This is a genomic window from Clostridioides sp. ZZV14-6387 (assembly GCF_020657835.1).
Classification (GTDB): domain Bacteria; phylum Bacillota; class Clostridia; order Peptostreptococcales; family Peptostreptococcaceae; genus Clostridioides; species Clostridioides difficile_A.
In genome coordinates, this window is record NZ_JAGWCW010000007.1 from 71,035 (window position 1) to 91,402 (window position 20,368).

The following is a 20,368-nucleotide window of genomic DNA, read 5'->3' on the forward strand; positions in this document are numbered from 1 at the left end:
TTTATCCCCTTTATCCTATATTTCTTGGTTCTATGACTACAACGTCATCTATATTCTTAAAATCAACATAAGGTTTTACAACTACATATTTTAGTGACTTATCTTTATCATCAACTACTTTTTCAACTTCACCGATTGGTATCCCCTCTGGGAAGAATCCAAGACCTGATGTTGTTATTATGTCTCCTTGAATCACATTGTATGATGAGTCAAACATATAACCTTGTAAATATCCTTTACTATTATAACTATCTTTATTATCTAAAGTAGTATTTTGAGTAATTGTTCCTTTGGCATTAGCATCCTTTGCTAGTTTAAAACTTACAGATGCCTTAGAATCCAATAGTGAAATTGCCTTGCTATAATTATTTGAAACTTCATAAACTACACCGACTAATCCACTACCATTCATAACTATACTTTCTTTTTTTACACCTGAATTTTTTCCTGCACCTATGACAAAACTCTCATACCAGTTTCCATCATTTTTACTGACAACACTTGTAGAAATACTTGTTGCTTTATATTTTTCCTCTACAAAGTTAAGTGTCTTTTTTAATTCTTCTAATGATTCTGTTTTATCTAATTTGGCATTTAAAGCTATCATATTCTTTTTAAGTTTTTCATTTTCTGCTTCTAAATTTTTTACCTTTTTAGAATTTTCTTTGAAATTTGATATGTCTTTAAATCCATTTTTGATAAAAGAAAATCCATCATTTATTCCTTTTCCTACACTTGTAATAGCATCTGATGCTACTCCTAAATTTACAGGGCTACCACTAGAAAACTTACCAATTGATATACCCACAATTCCAATTAAAGTGATAGCAACTACGCCCGTTGCTATCACTTTAACATTAATCCTTTTTTTCTCATTTTTATTCTTGTCAAATCTCAAGGCCATCACCAACTTCTAATTTTTAGCATTCATCATTAATACTTTTTCAAAGATTTCTTGGTCTTCAACAGATTTTCCTGTTCCAAGTGCAACACAATCAAGAGGTGTTTCTGCTATTTGCACAGACATTCCAGTTTCTTGTGTGATAAGTTTATCAAGACCTCTAAGCAAAGCTCCTCCTCCTGTTAGCATTATTCCGTTTTCCATTATATCTGATGCTAATTCTGGTGGAGTTTTTTCTAGTGTAGATTTTATAGCATCTACTATTGAACTTACAGGTTCTTTTAAAGCTTCTCTAACTTCTGTAGAACAGATTTCTATTGTCTTAGGTAGCCCTGAAATTAAATCTCTACCTCTTATTTGCATGTTTATTTCTTCATCATCTTTAAATGTAGAACCTATGTTAATCTTAACATTTTCAGCAGTTCTCTCACCTATCATAAGATTGTATTCTTTTTTTACATAGGCAACTATAGACTCATCAAACTCGTCTCCACCAATTCTTATAGATTTAGCAGTAACGATTCCTCCTAAAGATATTACAGCTATTTCTGAAGTACCTCCACCAATATCAACTACCATATTACCTTCTGGTTCTTCAACTTTTAATCCTGCTCCTATAGCTGCTGCCATTGGCTCTTCTATAAGGAATGCATCTTTAGCTCCTGCTTGTCTTGCAGCTTCTTCTATAGCTCTCTTTTCTACTTCTGTAACTCCAAAAGGAACACATATAGCTATTCTTGGACTTACAACACCTTTTTTGTCAGCTGCTTTTTGTATGAAATAACTAATCATTGATTGAGTTATATCAAAATCTGCTATTACACCATCTTTCATTGGTCTTATAGCTACTATATTTCCTGGTGTTCTACCTATCATTTTTTTAGCTTCTTCACCTACTGCTAAAACTTCCTTACTGTCATCTCTTATTGCGACAACTGATGGTTCTCTAACAACAATACCTTGTCCTTTTATGTAAACTAATGTATTTGCAGTCCCTAAATCTATTCCCATATCCTTTGTCATCTTATTAAAACTAAAAAAACCTTTTTTCTCTTTCTTTTTTTCCTTAGCCATGATTTTACTCCTTCCTACTATTAAGAATCATGTTAAAAACATTCTCCTACTATTTTATCACATATAAAGTCAAATTATCATATTTTCTTTAAAGCTAAAGTATAATCCATCTCCAATAATTATATGGTCAATTATTTCTATTCCAATTATTTCTCCACATTTAACAAGTCTTGATGTGATATTCTTATCTTCGCTTGATGGTTCCACACTTCCTGAAGGGTGATTATGCATTACTATTATTTTACTTGCACTTCTCCTTATAGCTTCTTTAAAAACCTCTCTAGGATGGACTAATGACGAACTTAAAGTCCCTACAGATATATCTACATCAGATATTATCTCATTTTTTGTGTTTAAAAGAACCGCTTTAAAAACCTCTTTTTTTAAATACCTCAGGCTGTCCATATAATATTTATGTATATCCCAAGGATTTTTTATTTTATACTTCATAGGTTTAAAACTGGCTATTCTAGAGCCTAGTTCTAAAGCTGCTTTAATTTGAGTTGATTTTGATAACCCAATTCCATCTATATTACACAGCTCCTCTATTGTCATATCTTCTAAATGTCTAATACCCTGAATATCTCTATTTATTATATAGTTGGCTAACTCAATAGCATTTTTGTTTTTATTGCCAGTTCTTAAAAGTATAGCCAACAATTCAGTATTTGATAAGCTCTTTACTCCTTCAGCAAGCATCTTTTCTCTGGGTCTTTCCTCTGGTGCCATTTCTTTTACCTTAATGGTTGAATTAAATGACCTTTTCAGATAAATCACACTCCGTAAAAAAGATTTATATTAAAATGTTTTTTTAATAAGTCACCTAACTTTGAAATCGGAAGACCAACTATATTAAAATAGTCTCCTTTAATTTCTTCAACTAGCAAAGCCCCATAGCCTTGTATGCCATAAGCTCCTGCTTTGTCAAATGACTCTTTAGTTCTCAGATAATCCTCAATATCCTGTTCTGATAACGTTTTAAATTTCACATTGCTGATTACATAATCAATTACTTTCTTATCTTCGCACAAGTTTATTAAGCTAATACCTGTTATGACTTGATGCTCTCTTCCAGATAGTCTTTTTAGCATATCTCTTGCACAAGACTCATCTTTAGGTTTTCCTAAAATAGCATTGTCTAAAACAACAACTGTATCAGCTCCAATAACAACATCTTCATTATGTTCAGATGCTACAGACATGCTTTTTTCAAAAGCCAATCTCATAACTAAATGTTTTGGTGCTTCGCCTTCCAATATAATCTCATCAATTTCACTTTTAATTATATCAAATATTACATTTGTATTCTCTAGAATTTCTTTCCTTCTTGGAGAGGCTGATGCCAAGATTATATTCATTTATTCACCTCGTTTGTACGTAATTTGTACCTATTTAGTCTATCACTATATTGTAAAAAATTCAACAGAAATGTCGAACCTTTTTTGTTACACTATTGTTATATTTATTACCAATAGAATAAATATACATAAAATAGAGGTATGGAAATTATTCCATACCTCTGTTTTATGTACTCATTAGAGATATGGAAATTATTCCATATCCTTATTTTGTCCATATTACAAAATTTTAATAGCTTTCTTTGGACATTTTTCCATACATAAATGGCATCCTACACATTTATCAGCATCTACCTTATGTTTTTCTTTTAATTCTCCTTCTATTGCATCAAACTTACATTGTTTTTTGCATACTGTACATCCAACGCAAAGTTCTTGGTCAATAGTAACTTTCTTTTTCTTAGTTATATCACCTGATATTACTTTTGTAGGGCATTTTGCTACACATTCCATACAGCCTACACACTTGCTAGGGTCTATCTTAGCTATTTTATTTTCAAATACTATAGCATCAAATTTACAAGCTTTCACACACATTCCACAACCAATACATCCAGCAGTACATTTTTCCTTAACAGCTTTACCAAATTCCTTGCTGTTACATTCTACAACTACTTCTTGGCTTTCTGGCTTTGTGATTATTATACCCTTAGGGCAAACTTCTTTACATTTTCCACAATTTACACATTTCTCTTCATCTATTACTGCTACTCCATCAACTATAGAGATAGCATCAAATTTACAAGCAGCCTTACATGTTCCAAGACCTAAGCATCCAAATTTACACATTTTAGCTCCTGAATTTAAAACATTTGCTGCTCTACAATCTGATATTCCTTCGTACTCATATTTATCTTTTGCACTTGAGCAAGTTCCTTTACAAATAACTTTTGCTACTTGTTTTTCACCTGCTTCAGCACTTACTCCCATTATTTCTCCTACTTTTGCACCAACATCTGCTCCACCTACAGGGCAGCCATTAACTGGTGCTTTTCCTTCAACTATTGCACTTGCAAGACCTCCACAACCTGGAAATCCACAACCACCACAGTTAGCTCCTGGAAGTACTCCTAGTATAGCTTCCACTCTCTCGTCTACTTCTACAGCAAACTTTTTAGATGCGAAATCTAGCACTATCCCGAAGATTAAGCCCATAACTCCTAAAACTAATACAGCTGTAAGTATCACTATTTTCACCCCTCTTTTTTATAGCTTTATAAGTCCTGTAAATCCTAAGAAAGCTATTGACATTAAACTTGCTGATATAAGTGTTATAGGGAAACCTTTAAACGCTTCTGGTATATCAGCTAATTCTAGTCTTTCTCTTATACCTGCGAATATTACTATTGCTAAAGTAAATCCAGCTCCAGCTCCAAATCCGTTTATTATTGTTTCTACTAAGTTATAACTTTTTTGAACATTAACTAGAGCTATACCAAGAACTGCACAGTTTGTAGTTATAAGAGGTAAATAAACTCCTAATGCTTGATATAAAGATGGACTCATCTTTTGAATTACCATTTCAACGAACTGAACTATAGAAGCTATAACTAATATGAAAGCTATTGTTTGTAAAAATTCAGTTCCAGTTTTCACTAATAAAATCTGTATAAAATAAGTTATAATTGAAGCTAAAGTTAAAACGAATGTAACTGCAACTCCCATCCCAACTGCTGTATCAACTTTCTTAGAAACTCCTAAGAAAGGACATATACCTAAGAACTGAGATGTTATAACGTTATTAACAAGAACGATACTTAAAAATAAAAGTATTAAATTCATTTATTACACCTCCACTACGCTTTTTTACTTCTTAATTTATTAAATCCTGCAAATAAGAATCCTAATGTTAAGAATGCACCTGGTGGTAATATAAATATTAATACTGGTTGGAAAGATGCTCCAAATAGAGTCAATCCAAATAAACTACCATTTCCAAGTAATTCTCTTACTGCACCTATTATTGTAAGAGCAACAGTAAATCCTAGACCTTGACCCACACCATCAACAATTGAAGCTAGTGGACCAGTTTTAAAAGCAAAACTTTCTGCACGAGCTAGTATTAAACAGTTAACAACTATTAATGGTATATATATACCAAGAGCCTTATCAAGAGCAGGAACATATGCTTTTAAAACCATTCCTACTATTGTAACAAATGTAGCTATAATTACTACAAATATAGGTATTCTTATCTTATCTGGTGTGATTTTTCTTAGTAATGATATAACTAAATTTGCACATATTAAAACTGCTGCTGTTGAAAGACCCATACCGATTCCATTTATTGCTGAAGTTGTAACGGCTAGTGTTGGACACATACCTATAACTTGCACAAATGTTGGGTTCTCATCTATTAGCCCATTTTTAAATACTTTAGCTAAATTCATAATTAACCCTCCTTATTTATTAAGAGCACTATTGAAAACATCTATAGCCGCATTTACTCCTGTAGTAACTGCTGTAGACGTAATAGTTGCACCTGATATTGCTAGTATTTGATTGTCTGCTGTTGTACTACCTTTTGCTACTTCAAGAGGTTCAGCAGTTTTTCCTTTGTATTGACCTTTAAACGCATCATCTTTAGCTTTTGCTCCAAGTCCTGCTGTCTCTGTCATATTCCCAATATCAACACCTGTAACTTGACCTTCAGATGATATACCTACCATAACTTCAATTTCTCCACCATAACCACTTGGTTTAGCTTTTAAAGTATATCCCACTACTTCAGAACCATCAAGACCTTCATATACCTCAGCTATAAGTCCATCTCCAAGGTTTTTATAAGTACTTTCTTTCATTTCTTTGAACTCTTTTGCTTCTGGAAGTACTGCCTTTCTAAGTTCATTATTTGCTTGTATATTTCTTTGTTCTATTACTGGAGCTGTAACTTGATTTGTAGCTCCAAGTGCTAATGCGGCTATAGCACTTATAGCAAGTAAAGTTCCACCTAGTCTTACAATACTATTCATTATTTAGCCACCTCCCCAAACACTCTATTTCTAACAAACTTATCTATAAGTGGAGCAAGACAGTTTACTAGTAGTATTGAGTAAGATACACCTTCTGGATATCCACCATACATTCTTATAACAGTTGTTATAAGACCAGCTAATACAGCGTATATTATTTGACCTTTCTTAGTCATAGGCGAAGTTGTATAATCCGTAAGCATGAAGAATCCACCTAACATAAGACCTCCAGCAAACAATTGATATATTGCGAAATTTATATTAAATCCACCTAAAAGGAATGTTAATATAAATACAGTTGCTATGTAAAATACTGGTATAACATAATTTATTATGCCTTTATACATTAGGTATACTCCACCTAATAATAATAATATTGCTGATGTTTCACCTATACATCCACCAATATTACCAATCATCATATCAGCGAGACTAATTCCATTGCTAGAAAGGTCTGCTAATCCTGCTGCTCCATTTTTCAAAAAGCTCAATGGAGTTGCTGTACTAACTGCATCTAAGTTTTTACCTATCCAGTTAACACCTGGTTGAGTCCAAGCAGTCATTGCAACTGGGAATGATGCTAATAAAAATGCTCTTGCAGCAAGTGCTGGATTGACAAAGTTACATCCAATTCCACCAAATACCATTTTAACTACTAATATTGCAAATATTCCTCCTACTAGACACATCCACCAAGGAAGTGATGCAGGTACGTTAAATGCCAATAATAATCCTGTTACAACAGCTGAAAAATCTCCTATAGTACTTTTTTGCTTCATAAATTTTTGATATAAAAATTCAGTACCTACTGTACCAAGTATACAAAAAAACATAGCACTCAAAGCATTAAGTCTAAAGAAGTATACTCCTGCTACTGCTGCTGGAAGGAGTGCTATAATAACTTGTTTCATTATATATGAAGTATCTTCATTACTTCTCACATGAGGAGAAGATGATACTATCAACTTATTTTCCATCGTTTTTCCCCCTTAACTTTCTTTATTTCTGAGCAGCTTGCTTTCTTCTCTTTGCTCCTATTTCTCTCTTTGCTGATCTTATAGATTGAAGTAATGGTCTTCTTGCTGGACAAATAAATGAACAAGACCCACATTCTATACAATCCATTGCTCTATGATATTCAGCTGTGTCATAATCATCTTTTAAAGAATATGCACTTATATAAAGTGGTTGTAAGAATGATGGACATACATCTGTACATCTTCCACATCTTAAACAGTTTTGAATATCTGGAGTACGTGATTCTTCCTCATCCAAACATAAAATTCCTGAAGAACCTTTATTAGTTGCTATTTCAGTAGTATATTGAGCTATCCCCATCATAGGTCCACCCATTATAACTTTACCAACCTTCTTATCGTCTTTAAATCCACCACATTGTTCTATTATTTCTGAAACCAATGTCCCAACTTTTGTTATTAGGTTTTTAGGTTCTTTGATACAACTACCTGTTATTGTAGTAATTCTTTCTACCAAAGGCATACCTGTTTTAATAGATTTAGCTATTTGAGCTGCTGTGGCAACGTTGTCAACAACTGCCCCTGCTGCTATTGGTAATCCACCAGATGGAACTTCTTTACCTGTACACGCATAAATAAGTTGTTTTTCTGCTCCTTGTGGATATTTCACTTGAAGACCAACAACTTCGATTTCACTATAATCTTTAGCTACATTTTGGATTGCTTCTATAGCATCTGGTTTATTTGTTTCAATTCCTATAAATCCTTTTTTAACATCTAATACCTTCATTAGCGCTCTTAAACCAAACACAACATCTTCTGGATTTTCAAGCATTAATCTGTGGTCTGCAGTTAAATATGGTTCACACTCTGCTCCATTTAATATAACTACTTCTGCTTTACTATCTGGTGGAGGAGATACTTTTACATGGTTAGGGAATGTAGCTCCACCCATACCTACTATTCCTGCCTCTTTTATAATACCTACTATATCTTCTTTACTCAAATCCTCTAACTGACCTTTTGGTTGAACACTTTCATGTAATTCTTCCTTAAAGTCGTTTTCGATAACTACACATTGAGCTGAACCACCTGGTACTTCATGTTGTTCAATAGCAATAACTTTTCCTGATACTGAAGAGTGAACGTTACATGAAACGAAACCTTGTTGCTCACCTATTTTTTGCCCAAACTTTACTTCATCACCAACTTCAACGATAGGTTTAGCTGGTGCCCCTATATGTTGCTGAAGAGGAATGTAAACTATCTTTGGAGCTTGAGCTTTTTCAAGTGCCTTTGTGTTAGAGTACTCTTTTCTATATGGAGGATGTATCCCTCCCTTAAAAGTTAAGAGTTTCATTGTTTTACCCCCTTATCTATAAAAAAACATTTTTTCTGCCTTCTATAAGTATACTATATATATTAAAAAATCTTAACAATTGTTAAAAAAATATCCCTATTTTTATAATTTATTTTATAAATCAATACCTTTATATTAAGTCAAAATGAGGAAAAGGATTGCTTAATTAAACAATCCTTTTCATATAGCTTTCTAAAATCTAAATTTTCTGTATTTTATTTTATAGAATTTATAAACAGAGAGTACTCTTGCATAGATGATAAAAGTAGACTTTTACTCACACTATATTTTTCTTCATTTGCAGCTTTTGAAGCTGTATCAATTTTTTCGTTTACATTCTTTACATAATCAATCAAATTATCTTTAAATAAACGCATTTCAGAATAGTCAATCTTTTCAGCTTCTTTTGATATATTTTGTGATATTGCCTTTCTATTTGTCAAAATAGTATTATATTTTTTCATATCCACATTATTTTCATCATTTGACCAAAAACTTGATTCTTCTTTAAAGTTTGTTATTAATTTATTTAATTCATTAGATATACTCTCTATATAAGCGTAATTACTTGTGTATTCTAGAGATAACATAGGTGCATCTAGGTGTGACAAAAATGCATCTGGAAATACCTTTCTTACATTGTTTATGTGCTTTCTGACCTCATTTTCATCAAATGAAGAATATGTCTGTATTTTTTTTACACCATCCTTCTCCATAACTGAAAAAGGTATATCACTGCTGACTAATGATGTCTGTATTTTTTTCAAGTCATCATTATTATCTATTGCTGCAACTTGAATAGTATACATGTCCCAGCCCTCTATAGTAGCTAATTTTACTTCTTCTGCTTCTTTAGTATTATTTACTGTTTTTTCTGGATTAGTTTCTTCTTTACCTTCTGAATTGGTTTGTGATTTAGATTTCTTTCCGTTTTTTATTGAATTTAATTCATCAGATATATCTTTATAAGTTATATCTGATGAATGATTTAGAAATGGTATTTTAGCTGATACATATTCAAGTACCTTGCTGTCTTTTATTTTTGTATAAGAATAATAGCCAATCAGACACAAGCAAGCAATAGTTATAACATACTTACGTAAATCAATTTTATGTCTATTATTATTAAATCCTCTGTATATCGTTTTTCTTCTATTCATTAGTTTGTCCCCCCCAAAATTATATTATTAATAAAGTATATTTTTAAGAGTCACAATTTATGAATAGAAATAATTATTTATTCTAATTTTTTAATAAGAAATTATATTCGTTAAGCTAGTCTTCTTGCTCCAAGTAATACTTTGGACCAATATGAACTAGTTAAATTATCCACTTTTACCTTATTAGGATTGGTCTGAGTACCACTACAATGGATAAACTTACTATTACCTACATATATACCTACATGATTAGTTGCTCCATCTCCATCAGTATCAAAGTAAACTAAATCTCCTGGAGCATAATTGCCCATAGAAACTGCGCTTCCAGACTTAGCTTGCTCTCTAGAAACCCTTGGAATAGAAACACCTACAGAATTTTTGAAAACATACTGTGTAAATCCAGAGCAGTCAAATTTATCAGGGCCTGATGCTCCCCATTGATATGGAATTCCAATAAGAGTATATGCAAAGTCTACTATTGTTGAACCTTTTGCTGTAGATTTATCTGAATTTCCATTAAATGACGAATTAGAATTACTGTTAGACTGAGAATTCTGATTAGATGATGAACTAGGATTTTCTTTTGCACCTTCACTAGTCTCAGAAATATAACTAGCACTTACCCATCCAGTTGTCCCATTTGATAACTTTACTTTATACCATCCACTACTCTTAGCTTTTAATTCAACAATATCTCCAGCATTTAATTTTCCTATTATAGAATAGCTTGTCCCAGGTCCACTTCTTACATTTAAACTTACAGTAGATGTAACTTTACCATTTTTACCTTCTATTGATTCTTCACTAGATGGCTTTTTATCAGAATTATTAGTACTATTTGAATTAGAACTGTTTGAATTAGAATTGTTTGTCCCAACATCTTCTGACGTTTTTAAGATATATTGGCTACTAGCCCATCCAGTAACTCCATTTGATAATTTTATTTTATACCATCCATTACTTTGTTCTAATAATTTTACTACATCTCCATTATTTGCCTTACCAACTAATGAATAGTTAGTGCCTGCGCCACTTCTTATATTCAATCTCGAACTTACATTAACCTTACCATTTCCACTTATAGTTGTACCACTTGAAGTTGAATTGCTTTGGTTTGATGTACTTTCAGATGAACCACTAGTCGATATGTATTTTGCACTTCCCCATCCAACAACAGAATTTGATATCCTTACCTTATACCATCCATTAGATTTTTCTAAAATCTCTACAGCCTTTCCTTTGTATAATTTTGCTACTTTGTCACAGTCAGCACTTGGCCCACTTCTTATATTCAAAGCGCTTGCCGTTACTACTCCTTTTTCAAGAGCACTTGCATTTATGGAACTAACTGATACTGCTACTGCTCCAATTCCTAAAGCTGCTATAGCTTTCTTCACTACTATCACTCCCCCCAACAAATTTTTATAAACATAAAGTCATAACATTATTATCCATTTTTAGTACCTATAATTTAATGATAACTTATAATATAATTAATTGTAAAGAAATTATAAATATTTCCTTAAAATTAATAATTTTTAGGAAGTATTTCAATCCAATAATTATCTGGGTCTGCTATAAAATAAATTCCCATATTTTCATTTTCGAAACATATACAGTCCAAATCTTTATGAAGTTTTTTTGCCTTATCAAATTCATCAACTTCTAAAGCCAAATGGAATTCATTATCTCCTAAATTATATACTCCATCCCAATCTCTAAGCCAAGTTAATTCTAATGTATGGCTAGTAATACCATCCCCTAAATAAACTAATATAAAACTACCATCTTCTGCCTCTTTACGCTTTACTTCTTTCAACCCTAAAGCTTTATTATAAAAATTCAGACTTTTTTCTAAGTCAGTAACATTGAAATTGTTATGGCAAAAATTAAACTTCATTTTGAAATCACCCTCCAATTTTTATTTTTTTTATATTATATCATTATTATAAATTTATTTAAATCACATTAAGTTAAAAATTTGAATAATGCTGTGTAATTCATAAATAGTAGTAAATTATTTAAGATAATATGTCAAAAAAAGAATAAGTTCTATCGAATCCACAGAAGAATTATAATCAAGTTATACTTAATCATGTAAATTGATAGAACTTACTATTTAAAATTTTTATAATAATTACCTTACCTCATTCAATTCTAACTAAACAGATTAAAATCTTAATTCTTAATCTTTTCTTTAATAATATAGTTTATCACTTTTTTTCTAATGTCTTCAGCATTATAATCATCTTCTACTTGTATATCCAAAAGTTTTGCTATAGACTTCATATCTTCCCTAGTTTTTGACCTATAACTTGCTATTAATTCATCTTTTATCTTTTCAGGTTCTAAAAGATATTCTTCATCTCCTCTTTTAAAAGCAACATACTTTTGAGCATATGAACTTCTATTATAGTATATATATCTTGATATTTTTCTTAAAATCTGATTATATGAAAGTCTCTTGTTAATATCAAGCTTTAAGTACTCTGAAAAAGCAAATAGCTCTTTTTTTGATTTAAATAAAGTTTCCTTCTTTATAGTTCTTGATATCGAATTTACACTTTCTTGATATGCACACTTTTTCAACATTTTTAAATATACTCTATTAAGACCAATACTTTGATTAAATTTTTTTATGTTATTATTGATAATCTTATCTAGATTGCCCTCAAAGTATTTTTTTGCTCCTTTTTGTGATACATAACTCTCAAGTTCTTTGTGGGCCATATCAAGTATCATTTTTTTTAAATCCTCTTTATATCCCCTAGATTCCATGATACTCCCTCCCTTAACTATTTATAGTATATTCAAAATAATTAAGAAATGTGAGTAATCACGAAAATTTTTTATTTTTTATGTATATATTAATTTAAAAGGGGAGATAATAGTAATGTAAAATCAAACATACTCAATCTCCCCCATTTTTAGACCTCTATTACTCCCCCAATAGAGGTCTTTTTTTAGTTTATTATTTTCTATTCAATTCCTTTTAGTTCAAATCCTAATTCTGCAATTACTTCTTTTAATTTTTCAGTTGATACATCATCTTTCATATCTACAGATGCACATTTGTTTTCTAAATCTACATCTAAAACTTCAACACCATCTATATCTTCTGTTAATGCAGTTTTAAGATGATTTACACAATGACCACAACTCATACCTTCTACTAATAGTTTCTTTTTCATTTAATTACCTCCTTATACCCTATAAGGGTATTTTATCATATAGTTTTGACTTTTTAAATACTAATTAATCATTTAATTTGATTCACTAGATTTTATATCTAGATTAGATATTCCCTCATATACATCAAAATCATTTGGAGTAATTTTACCTTTTAATCTACTATTACTTACAATATAGTTATTTCTGATAGCCAAACTTATAAATGTTGCGTTATCTTTTACATATGTCTGTACATCTTTGTATGCTTTCTTTGTTTCAATTTCAGATGTAGAACTTGTAAGTGTAGACATATATCCATTTAACCTATCATCAGTATATCCACTACTTGCTATAATGCTACTTGCATCTGGTATACTTGATAGTTTCCATCCAACCAATGCTAAATCATAGTTTTTAGAATTAAGAGCATTTTCCATGTCTTTATCTGATAACTGATTTATTGTATTGTTTATTCCTATAGCCTTTAAGTTCTCACTTATTATGTTTGCAGTTTTTAATCTTTCACTATTATCTCTATTTACTATAATTTTTAAATTCATTTCAGAAAGTCTTTTCTTTACTTCTTCTTTTTCTCTATTTTTTTTATCTTCAGCTTCCTTTTTAACTCTTTCTTCTTCCTCTTTTTTAGCTTTTGCTTCTTCTTCAGGAGTAAGTTTCTTTGTATTCTTTTTAGTTACTTTTTTTTGTTTTTTATCTACTTTATTATCATTTTGATTTACTGAATTTATATTTGCATATTCTACTTTATTAAGATACTCTATTGCTTTATCTTTATTAAATTCTAAAGCTTTCATTTCACTATCGTAGTATTTTGATTTTGAATTAAGTGGAAAATTAACTGGAGTAGCATCATCCATATATCCTTCACTAATAATTCTATCTTTATTTATAGAATGTGCAATTGCTTTTCTGAAATTAACATCTTTGAAAAAAGGATTATTATAATTAAATACTATACATTCATAATCTCTACCTTGATATTTTGTTATATTAAATTCTTTCTCTTGAAACTTACTCAAATCATTCAATGTAACATTAGTTATATCACTATCAAGAGCCATAACCATAGATGTTCTTGCATCTTCATTAGGAACCATACCTACTTTTATATTCTTCATTGTCTTTGGAACTTCTTCATAATACTCTTTATTTACAGATAAAATCATTCCTTCTCTTTCTGTATATGATTCTATTTTATATTTCCCATTTCCTATCATATTATTATTTTTGTCATTTGCATCTTTTGAATCTAAATGATTTTGAGATACTATTGGAAAAATTAAACTATCAATAGAGAAAGCATATCTAGCTTTAAATTTTATCGTAAAATCTTTGTCGGATTTAATATTCACTGAAGCTATGTTTTTAGTAAATTCATTGTATGGACTATCTGCACTTTTTTGAATTAAACCAATAGTATAATTTACATCATTTGAAGTAACAGCTTTTCCATCATGCCACTTTGCATCTTTTAACTTTATATCTATACTCATTCCATCTTGAGCTATATTATACTCTTTAACTAGTTGAGGAGTTACATTATAGTTCTCATCTATAGTAAATAAACCATCATAAACTAAATTCATTATATAACCAACAGACTTATCAGTATTCGTTATAGGATTTATAGTTTTGGGAGTTACCATTGTTAAGTTTATATACTTAGCATCTATAGAACTTTGACTTTTTAAACTTGAATCACTACTACTTTGTTTTGTTTTAGTATTACTACACCCAACTACCATAAGAGTTATAGCTAAAACAACTGTTAAGACTTTTATTCTCTTCATTAGTTTTTTCCTTTCTTGCCATATATCTTATTATAATGTTTATAATTATTTTTCACTTTTTCTACATACTTTGAAGTTTGTTCAAAAGGTATGTCATGTAGATTTTCTCCATCTTTACTATATTCATTATTTTCTAACCACTTTTTCACATTACCTGAACCACCATTATATGCAGCTATTACTAAGTCTAATTTACCAAATTCCTTGTATAATTTATTTAAGTACCAACAACCAAGTCTTATATTAGTCTCCGGGTCAAAGATATCAACATTTTTTAACTTTAGTTCATCTGCTCCCCAATCCCTAGTTATGTCTAATAGTTGCATTAAACCCTTTGCTTCTTTTTTTGAAACAGCAGAACTATTAAACTTACTTTCAGCTTTTATAACACTGTAAACTATATTTTCATCTAAATTAAATTCCTTAGAATATTTTTCTACATATTCTGAATATTTTTTTGGATATAAAAATTTATGTATTACTTTACTTTCCATTAATAGTGTTCCAAATAAGATTATAAAAATAGATAGAATCAATACTTTCTTACTATTCACGCCAATTCTCCTTCATGTACTCAATAAATTTGTGTGCTTTACTTTCTAATTCAGTTATTGTTCCCGAATTATCTATTATATAATCACCATATTTGGATTTTTCTTCCTGACTCATTTGTGAATTTATCCTACTAATTGCTTCTTGTTCACTACAATTATCTCTATTCTTTATTCTGCTAATTTGCACTTCTTGTTTACAAGTAACTACTAATAGCTTGTCAACCATCTCTAGAAATCCACTTTCTACCAATATAGCTGCATCCAAAATCACTATACTTTCGCCTTTTTTTCTTACTTCATCTATTTCACTCATTATTTTTTCTCTTATTCGTGGATGAGTCAAATTATTTAGCTCTCTAAGTTTTTCTTCATCATTAAAAACGATTCTTCCAAGAGCTTTTCTATTTAATGTTCCATCATCATTTTTTACATTTTGCCCAAAACAATCAAATACTTTTTTTAATAGTATCTTATCTTCAAATATTTTTCTAGATATAATATCTGCATCCACTATAGAAATATTAAGGTTTCTGAATATATTTGATAGGCTGCTTTTTCCACAGCCTATTCCTCCTGTAAGTCCTAATATCAACATAAAATCACCTACTTTGTCTCATACCAAGAACTACCGACATTTAAATCTACATCTAAGTGAACATCCATGCTTACAGCATTTTCCATTTCCTCTTTTACTATCTTCTTAACTATATCTATTTCATCATCAATTGCTTCAACTATTAATTCATCGTGAACTTGTAGTATAAGTTTTGATTTTAAATTATTATCTTCCAACTTTTTATGAACATTTATCATTGCAATTTTTATTATATCTGCTGCACTTCCTTGTATTGGTGCATTCATCGCAAATCTTTTTCCTCTGTTTCTCTCCATAAAATTACTTGATTTTATTTCTGGTATATATCTTCTTCTGTTTAAAATTGTTACAGCATATCCATCTTCACTAGCCTTTTCTATTGTCATATCCATAAATTCTTTTATTTTATGGTATTTAGCAAAATAACTTTCAATGTACTCTTTTGCTTTTGGCACAGGTATATTTAAATCATCAGCCAATCCAAAATCACTTTTGCCATATATAATCCCAAAGTTTACTGCTTTAGCTGCACCTCTCAGTTCACTAGTGACACTTTCCATAGGAACATTGAAAACTTGTGAAGCTGTCTTAGTATGAATGTCTTCATTGTGTTTAAATGCTTCTATCATATTTTCATCTTGGCTCATATGTGCAAGAACTCTAAGTTCTACCTGTGAGTAATCGGCATCAACCAACTTACAATTATCATCCGCAATGAACACTTTTCTTATTTTTCTACCCATTTCCATTTTTATAGGTATATTTTGAAGATTTGGTTCTGTAGATGAAATTCTTCCTGTAGTTGTTATTGTTTGATTAAATGATGAATGAATCCTATTACTCTCTGGATTTATTATATTTAAAAGTCCTTCAACATAAGTAGAGTTTAGCTTTACTATTTGTCTATACTCAGTTATCTTATCTATTATTGGATGTTTATCCCTTAATTTTTCTAAAACATCTGCATTAGTAGAGTATCCAGTCTTAGTTTTTTTGATTACTGGAAGCTCTAATTTTTCAAATAATATGACACCTAGTTGTTTTGGTGAATTTATATTGAATGGCTCTCCAGATAATTCATAAATTTCCTTTTCTAATGTAGCTATTATTTCTTTAAACTCAACGCTCAATTCATCTAGGATACTTTTATCTACTTTTATGCCTTCATACTCCATATGCCCTAAAACTTCTACTAAAGGCATCTCTACATGATAAAAAAGACCATCCATACTCATATCTATTAGACTTCTTTCCATCATAGGAACTGTTTCTTTTACTGTGCATATTATTTGACCCATGTACTCAGCTAAATCCTCAAATTCTAAATCCTCATAGTTTTTAGATTTAACTCCTTTGCCTAATAACTCTTCTTTTGATTTAACCTTTTTTGATAAGTACTTCATAGCTATTGCACCACAATCATATGAAGTAGATGAAGTTGAATCTATTAAATACTCAGCTATTGTTATATCAAAATACATATTTTCCAAGTTTATATTATATGGTTTTAGAGATATATAATCATCTTTTAAATTATATCCATATTTTTTAATTTCGTTATTTGAAAGTATACTATCTAATTTTGTTATTTCATCTGAATCTATATAATATATTTTTTCTCCATCTATACTTATAAAAATATATATTATATTTTTTTCAAGTATATTACCTTGTCCTCTAACAGTTTTTAAAATAACTTGTCCTTTTTCCTTCACTTCATCTATAAATTTGTCTATCTCTTTCAATTTTAATATTTCTATTTTTTCTTCTATTTGCTCTGTATCATTTGAATCAACCAAATCAACCAATCTTGATAAGAGACTTGTAAATCCAAAATATCTAAATTTATCTAAAAGCTCATCTTTATCGTAATCACCAAAAATCATACTGTCTAAATTTACTTCTATTGGTACATCTCTTATAATAGTTGCTAGTCTTTTACTTTGAATAGCAAGTTCTTTATTTTCTTCTATTTTCTTTTTTACACTACCTTTAAGCTTCTCTGTATTATCTATTAAGTTCTCTATACTAGAGAACTCCTTTATAAGTTTTATACCTGTTTTTTCACCTATTCCAGGTACTCCAGGTATATTATCTGACTTATCTCCCATAAGACCTTTTAAATCTATAAACTGTGTTGGAGTCATCTCGTACTTTTCAATCACAGAATTAAAGTTGTATTCTTCTACTTCTCCAACTCCTTTTTTTGTTATAAGAGTAGTTGTATTATCTGAAGCAAGCTGAATAGCATCTTTATCTCCAGTTACTATGTATACCTTATATCCATTTTCTTCTGCCTTTTTAGAAACAGTACCTATAATATCATCTGCTTCATAACCATCTATTTCTAATCTATTTATTTTAAATTTATCTAAAAGATCTTTTAATGGCTGTAATTGCTCTGCCAATTCATCTGGCATTCCCTTTCTTCCAGCCTTATATTCTTTATATTCTAGATGTCTAAATGTAGGTGCTTTCCTGTCAAAAGCTACACTTATATGTGTTGGTTTATATATATCAATCATTTTAAATAGCATTGTTGTAAAACCATATATAGCATTGGTCTTTAGACCTTCTTTATTATTCATTTCTGGAAGAGCATAAAAAGCCCTATTTATTATTGAATTTCCATCTATTATAATTAATTTTTTTTCCAAATTATATCACTCCTAAAAATTATCTATTTTTCTAACATATATATTATATACCAATATACTGTTATTTAATATTCCCATAATAATAATAGTATATTAAAATTAAATATGTTGCAAACAATATATTTTTTTGCTATAATAATATACATGACATGCCCGAGTGGTGGAATTGGTAGACGCAGTGGACTCAAAATCCACCGGACTAATACTCCGTGCCGGTTCGAGTCCGGCCTCGGGCACCATTAAGAACTCCTAAAGCTATTTATTCAATAGATTAGGGGCTTTTTTATTTTTTGACATCATAATTTTATATTGATACTTATTGAATTTTAAATTACTTTATTAACCAAAATACATTAATATATTAAATAGTTTTAAAATAATCTAGTATGTTTCTTTAACTATAGAAATAAAATCACAAAGATTCTTAGAAAGCCACTTATCTTTATGGTAGATTAATTGTGAATAAATATTATAGTTGGTATTAAATGGAATCTTAATCAACTCATGTTTTTCTAATTCCTTCTCCACTGCAAGCTCTGGAAGAAGACACAATCCAAGTCCACTAAGTACTGTTTGTTTAATTACCTGAATACTTCCAGTTTCAAGAACTATTTTAGGTGCTATAGATGATTCAGACAGCTCTTTTTCAAACAGATTTCTATAACAACAACTCTTTCCTGTCAAAATAAATGGAACATTTTGAAAGTCCTGAATATACACCTTTTCTTTTAAGGCTAAGTCACTTTCTGGAACTGATAATACACAGATAGGCTCCTCATTTTTTAATACAGAAATAGCAGATTTATCATTTATAGGTAAGTCAAGTATAAATGCTATATCAATAGTATTATTTGCAAGTAAAGGAACAAAATCAGAAGAATCTAGAGTTTTTATAAAAAGGTCAACATCTGGATATTTCTCTTTATATATTTTTATAATCTCAGGTAACTTAAAAATACAAATAGATTCTGATGCTCCAATAACAATACGCCCATAATTATCTTTCTCTTTATACATTTTTTCTATATCTGATGATAATAAAAGCATCTTTTCAGCATATGGAAGCAACTTCTCACCTTCTCTAGTCAATGCTACACTTTTTCCTATACGTTCAAAGAGACGTACATCCAATTCTTTTTCTAATTGTTGTATATGAGCTGTAATATTTGATTGTGCATAGTTCAAATATTCAGCAGTTTTAGTAAAATTTTTAATTTTACTAAGTGTTAAAAATGTATTCAAATGTTTTAATTCCATATCTATTCCTCCATATTATCTAAATATCAGATTTATACAATCAAATCAATCTATTTTACAAATAATAAGTTTGATGTTAACATACAGGTATAGTAAAAGTCAAACAAAATAAAATTTAAAGGAGACTCTAATGTTATCAAAAACTAATATAATTGAAGAAGTAAATAATATTGAGCAACTGTATGTATACAAAAAATTAGGAAAGATAAATAATAACATATTAAGTGTTGTACAAGTAGCAAACAGAAGTCTAGATTTTCATGTTCATGAAAAATCAGACGAATTGTTTTATGTAATAGAAGGAAAATTTAATTTAGAAACTTTAGAGGGGTTGACAGAAGTTAAAGAAGGAGAATTTATCATTGTTCCTCAAAATACAATACATAGACCAGTAGTTAAAAAACTTACAAAATTTCTAATGATTGAATTAGAAGGAACTCTTAATAAAGAAAATAGTGGTGATTTATATGAAGATTAATCTATTTTATAATATCTAAGAGTCATTCATAAGTAAGTATACT

At 29.8% G+C, this 20,368-nt stretch carries 21 protein-coding genes and 1 tRNA gene; 2 read left to right on the forward strand and 20 right to left on the reverse strand.

The window, feature by feature from the left end:
* Positions 1-10 precede the first annotated feature (10 nt).
* The 19 genes from mreC to polA all read right to left on the reverse strand — a co-directional run bounded on the left by mreC (position 11) and on the right by polA (position 18,590).
* Positions 11-904: a rod shape-determining protein MreC gene (gene mreC / locus KGF38_RS06305; RefSeq protein ID WP_054269666.1), complete on the reverse strand. Its 894-nt coding sequence runs from the start codon at positions 902-904 to the stop codon at positions 11-13.
* A gap of 9 nt (positions 905-913) precedes the next feature.
* The gene (locus tag KGF38_RS06310; RefSeq protein ID WP_054269665.1) at positions 914-1,975 is read right to left on the reverse strand and encodes a rod shape-determining protein; all 1,062 of its coding nucleotides are present in this window, start codon (positions 1,973-1,975) and stop codon (positions 914-916) included.
* A gap of 69 nt (positions 1,976-2,044) precedes the next feature.
* A complete protein-coding gene (radC, locus tag KGF38_RS06315) occupies positions 2,045-2,704 on the reverse strand; it encodes a RadC family protein (RefSeq protein ID WP_021383866.1) in 660 nt (219 codons plus the stop codon).
* A 44-nt stretch (positions 2,705-2,748) separates the two neighbouring features.
* On the reverse strand, positions 2,749-3,333 hold the full coding sequence (locus KGF38_RS06320) for a Maf family protein (protein ID WP_054269664.1): 585 nt from the start codon (positions 3,331-3,333) through the stop codon (positions 2,749-2,751).
* Between the two features lie 219 nt (positions 3,334-3,552).
* Positions 3,553-4,524, reverse strand: coding sequence for an RnfABCDGE type electron transport complex subunit B (locus tag KGF38_RS06325; protein ID WP_054269959.1), 972 nt, complete (start codon positions 4,522-4,524; stop codon positions 3,553-3,555).
* Positions 4,525-4,539: 15 nt separating this feature from the next.
* Positions 4,540-5,115, reverse strand: coding sequence for an electron transport complex subunit RsxA (rsxA, locus tag KGF38_RS06330; RefSeq protein ID WP_054269663.1), 576 nt, complete (start codon positions 5,113-5,115; stop codon positions 4,540-4,542).
* 14 nt (positions 5,116-5,129) lie between these two features.
* Complete coding sequence (gene rsxE / locus KGF38_RS06335) at positions 5,130-5,723, reverse strand: electron transport complex subunit RsxE (RefSeq protein ID WP_021383804.1); 594 nt, start codon at positions 5,721-5,723, stop codon at positions 5,130-5,132.
* A gap of 12 nt (positions 5,724-5,735) precedes the next feature.
* Positions 5,736-6,305, reverse strand: coding sequence for an RnfABCDGE type electron transport complex subunit G (locus KGF38_RS06340; RefSeq protein ID WP_054269662.1), 570 nt, complete (start codon positions 6,303-6,305; stop codon positions 5,736-5,738).
* Positions 6,305-7,282, reverse strand: a complete 978-nt coding sequence (locus KGF38_RS06345) for an RnfABCDGE type electron transport complex subunit D (protein ID WP_054269661.1) — start codon at positions 7,280-7,282, stop codon at positions 6,305-6,307. The genes KGF38_RS06340 and KGF38_RS06345 overlap by 1 nt, the downstream gene beginning before the upstream one ends.
* 22 nt (positions 7,283-7,304) lie before the next feature.
* Complete coding sequence (gene rsxC, locus KGF38_RS06350) at positions 7,305-8,642, reverse strand: electron transport complex subunit RsxC (RefSeq protein WP_054269660.1); 1,338 nt, start codon at positions 8,640-8,642, stop codon at positions 7,305-7,307.
* 215 nt (positions 8,643-8,857) lie between these two features.
* Positions 8,858-9,802, reverse strand: coding sequence for a hypothetical protein (locus tag KGF38_RS06355; RefSeq protein WP_054269659.1), 945 nt, complete (start codon positions 9,800-9,802; stop codon positions 8,858-8,860).
* Between the two features lie 110 nt (positions 9,803-9,912).
* Positions 9,913-11,199, reverse strand: a complete 1,287-nt coding sequence (locus tag KGF38_RS06360; RefSeq protein ID WP_054269658.1) for a C40 family peptidase — start codon at positions 11,197-11,199, stop codon at positions 9,913-9,915.
* A gap of 131 nt (positions 11,200-11,330) precedes the next feature.
* Positions 11,331-11,702: a VOC family protein gene (locus tag KGF38_RS06365; protein ID WP_054269657.1), complete on the reverse strand. Its 372-nt coding sequence runs from the start codon at positions 11,700-11,702 to the stop codon at positions 11,331-11,333.
* 278 nt (positions 11,703-11,980) lie between these two features.
* Positions 11,981-12,580: a hypothetical protein gene (locus KGF38_RS06370; protein ID WP_054269656.1), complete on the reverse strand. Its 600-nt coding sequence runs from the start codon at positions 12,578-12,580 to the stop codon at positions 11,981-11,983.
* Positions 12,581-12,780: 200 nt separating this feature from the next.
* Positions 12,781-12,993 (reverse strand): heavy-metal-associated domain-containing protein, encoded by a 213-nt coding sequence (locus KGF38_RS06375; protein WP_054269655.1) that lies wholly within the window; start codon positions 12,991-12,993, stop codon positions 12,781-12,783.
* Positions 12,994-13,065: 72 nt separating this feature from the next.
* Entirely contained in the window at positions 13,066-14,784 is a 1,719-nt protein-coding gene (locus KGF38_RS06380; protein WP_054269654.1) for an ABC transporter substrate-binding protein, read from the reverse strand.
* On the reverse strand, positions 14,784-15,338 hold the full coding sequence (locus KGF38_RS06385) for a lytic transglycosylase domain-containing protein (RefSeq protein ID WP_054269653.1): 555 nt from the start codon (positions 15,336-15,338) through the stop codon (positions 14,784-14,786). Before KGF38_RS06385 ends, KGF38_RS06380 begins: the two co-directional genes overlap by 1 nt.
* Entirely contained in the window at positions 15,331-15,933 is a 603-nt protein-coding gene (gene coaE, locus KGF38_RS06390) for a dephospho-CoA kinase (protein WP_054269652.1), read from the reverse strand. The genes KGF38_RS06385 and coaE overlap by 8 nt, the downstream gene beginning before the upstream one ends.
* A gap of 8 nt (positions 15,934-15,941) precedes the next feature.
* On the reverse strand, positions 15,942-18,590 hold the full coding sequence (polA, locus tag KGF38_RS06395; RefSeq protein ID WP_074178843.1) for a DNA polymerase I: 2,649 nt from the start codon (positions 18,588-18,590) through the stop codon (positions 15,942-15,944).
* A gap of 151 nt (positions 18,591-18,741) precedes the next feature.
* Between polA and KGF38_RS06400 the strand changes: the two genes are divergently transcribed.
* Positions 18,742-18,829 (forward strand) — tRNA-Leu (locus tag KGF38_RS06400).
* A gap of 142 nt (positions 18,830-18,971) precedes the next feature.
* On the opposite strand, the gene KGF38_RS06405 is transcribed toward KGF38_RS06400, so the two are convergent.
* On the reverse strand, positions 18,972-19,847 hold the full coding sequence (locus KGF38_RS06405) for a LysR family transcriptional regulator (RefSeq protein ID WP_074178842.1): 876 nt from the start codon (positions 19,845-19,847) through the stop codon (positions 18,972-18,974).
* Between the two features lie 130 nt (positions 19,848-19,977).
* Here KGF38_RS06405 and KGF38_RS06410 point away from each other — a divergent pair, with 130 nt between their 5' ends.
* On the forward strand, positions 19,978-20,325 hold the full coding sequence (locus tag KGF38_RS06410) for a cupin domain-containing protein (protein ID WP_054269649.1): 348 nt from the start codon (positions 19,978-19,980) through the stop codon (positions 20,323-20,325).
* The last annotated feature ends 43 nt before the right edge of the window (positions 20,326-20,368 follow it).

Bases quoted from the DNA above. Each gene is read 5' to 3' on its own strand.
- KGF38_RS06405 (WP_074178842.1), bottom strand. From the start codon at position 19,847: ATGGAATTAAAACATTTGAATACATTTTTAACACTTAGTAAAATTAAA.
- radC (WP_021383866.1), bottom strand. From the start codon at position 2,704: ATGGCACCAGAGGAAAGACCCAGAGAAAAGATGCTTGCTGAAGGAGTA.
- coaE (WP_054269652.1), bottom strand. From the start codon at position 15,933: ATGTTGATATTAGGACTTACAGGAGGAATAGGCTGTGGAAAAAGCAGC.
- KGF38_RS06370 (WP_054269656.1), bottom strand. From the start codon at position 12,580: ATGGAATCTAGGGGATATAAAGAGGATTTAAAAAAAATGATACTTGAT.
- mreC (WP_054269666.1), bottom strand. From the start codon at position 904: ATGGCCTTGAGATTTGACAAGAATAAAAATGAGAAAAAAAGGATTAAT.
- KGF38_RS06340 (WP_054269662.1), bottom strand. From the start codon at position 6,305: ATGAATAGTATTGTAAGACTAGGTGGAACTTTACTTGCTATAAGTGCT.
- KGF38_RS06365 (WP_054269657.1), bottom strand. From the start codon at position 11,702: ATGAAGTTTAATTTTTGCCATAACAATTTCAATGTTACTGACTTAGAA.
- KGF38_RS06410 (WP_054269649.1), top strand. From the start codon at position 19,978: ATGTTATCAAAAACTAATATAATTGAAGAAGTAAATAATATTGAGCAA.
- KGF38_RS06345 (WP_054269661.1), bottom strand. From the start codon at position 7,282: ATGGAAAATAAGTTGATAGTATCATCTTCTCCTCATGTGAGAAGTAAT.
- rsxA (WP_054269663.1), bottom strand. From the start codon at position 5,115: ATGAATTTAATACTTTTATTTTTAAGTATCGTTCTTGTTAATAACGTT.
- KGF38_RS06375 (WP_054269655.1), bottom strand. From the start codon at position 12,993: ATGAAAAAGAAACTATTAGTAGAAGGTATGAGTTGTGGTCATTGTGTA.
- rsxE (WP_021383804.1), bottom strand. From the start codon at position 5,723: ATGAATTTAGCTAAAGTATTTAAAAATGGGCTAATAGATGAGAACCCA.
- KGF38_RS06320 (WP_054269664.1), bottom strand. From the start codon at position 3,333: ATGAATATAATCTTGGCATCAGCCTCTCCAAGAAGGAAAGAAATTCTA.
- rsxC (WP_054269660.1), bottom strand. From the start codon at position 8,642: ATGAAACTCTTAACTTTTAAGGGAGGGATACATCCTCCATATAGAAAA.
- KGF38_RS06380 (WP_054269654.1), bottom strand. From the start codon at position 14,784: ATGAAGAGAATAAAAGTCTTAACAGTTGTTTTAGCTATAACTCTTATG.
- KGF38_RS06310 (WP_054269665.1), bottom strand. From the start codon at position 1,975: ATGGCTAAGGAAAAAAAGAAAGAGAAAAAAGGTTTTTTTAGTTTTAAT.
- KGF38_RS06355 (WP_054269659.1), bottom strand. From the start codon at position 9,802: ATGAATAGAAGAAAAACGATATACAGAGGATTTAATAATAATAGACAT.